Raw genomic sequence first — 1,252 nt, 5'->3', positions numbered from 1 at the left:
TCCAGTGACATCGGGTACTACAACACCAACACGTTGATCTTGATGCACATACCCGCGGACGGCGGCAAGGTCACCGCGTTCTCCATCCCGCGCGATGACTATGTGCAGACCTTCAACGGGGATGGCACGGCGCAGGGGCACTTCAAGATCAAGGAGGCGTACGCCAACGCCTACACGGTCGCTCACGACAAGCTGTCCGGGCAGGGCGTCAAGGGGGCCGACCTGGAGGCGCAAAGCCGTGAGGCCGGTCGGGAGGCGACGCTGGCGACGGTGCAGAACTTCCTCGGGGTGCCGATCGACCACTTCGCGGAAGTGAACCTGCTGGGTTTCTACGACATCGCCAAGGTCCTCCAGCCCATCCGGGTCTGCCTCAAGCACCCGGTCCACGACTGGTACTCCGGTGCGAACTTCCACGCCGGGGTGCAGGATCTCAACCCCAAGCAGGCGCTGGCGTTCGTCCGGCAGCGGCACGGTCTCGACGGCGGTGACCTGGACCGTACCCACCGGCAGCAGGCGTTCATCTCCTCGGTCACCCACAAGCTGAAGACCCAAGGTGTCTTCAACGACCTGGGCAAGCTCCAGGGGCTGTTCGGGGTGGTCAAGCAGGACCTGGTCATCGACAACAAGTTCGACGTGCTGGACTTCGCCCAGCAGGCCACCAACCTCACCGGCGGCAACGTGGTCTTCCACACCCTGCCGATCGCCGGGTTCGGCAACCGCAACAACGAGGACGTCAACCTGGTCAACGTCGACCAGGTCCGGTCCCTCGTGCAGGCGACGATCGGGCACGACCCGTCCCCCTCGCCCAGTTCGGGCGGCACTGGCGGAACCAAACCGTCCGCCAAGCCCGCGCCCGCGACGGTGGATGTGTTCAACGGTTCGGGCAAGACCGGCGCGGCAGCGGACGAGCTCAAGTCGCTGACGGCGCTGGGCTATTCGGCGGGGCAGACGTCCAACGCCGCCACCCAACTCAAGACGACGGTCGTCTACGGTGCGGGCGCACAGCAGGCGGCCCAGCAGATCGCCACCAAGCTCGGCACCGCGGCGGCCACCTCCAGCGCGTCGGTCCCGGCCGGTCACGTCCAGGTCACCCTCGGCACGGACTTCACCCCACCCCCGGCGGCGGCCTCGGGCGGTTCCTCCAGCACGGCTCAGTCCGCGTCCCCGGCGAGCGCCGCGTCGGCGCCGCCGGACAGCGCCTTCGCGGGCGACTCGGTGAAGGAGGGCGGCATCCCCTGCGTCAACTGACGCC

General features: G+C 67.7%; 1 protein-coding gene. It reads left to right on the top strand.

What is annotated here, in order from left to right; translation table 11 throughout:
• On the top strand, nucleotides 1–1,248 hold a 1,248-nt coding region (locus NON19_RS33010), incomplete at its 5' end, for an LCP family protein (protein WP_255932958.1).
• Nucleotides 1,249–1,252 lie beyond the last annotated feature (4 nt).

This window comes from Streptantibioticus rubrisoli, from assembly GCF_024436055.1.
Taxonomy (GTDB): domain Bacteria; phylum Actinomycetota; class Actinomycetes; order Streptomycetales; family Streptomycetaceae; genus Streptantibioticus_A; species Streptantibioticus_A rubrisoli.
The sequence above is the reverse complement of the archived record's forward strand: the minus strand, read 5'-3'. Positions and strand labels throughout refer to the sequence as shown.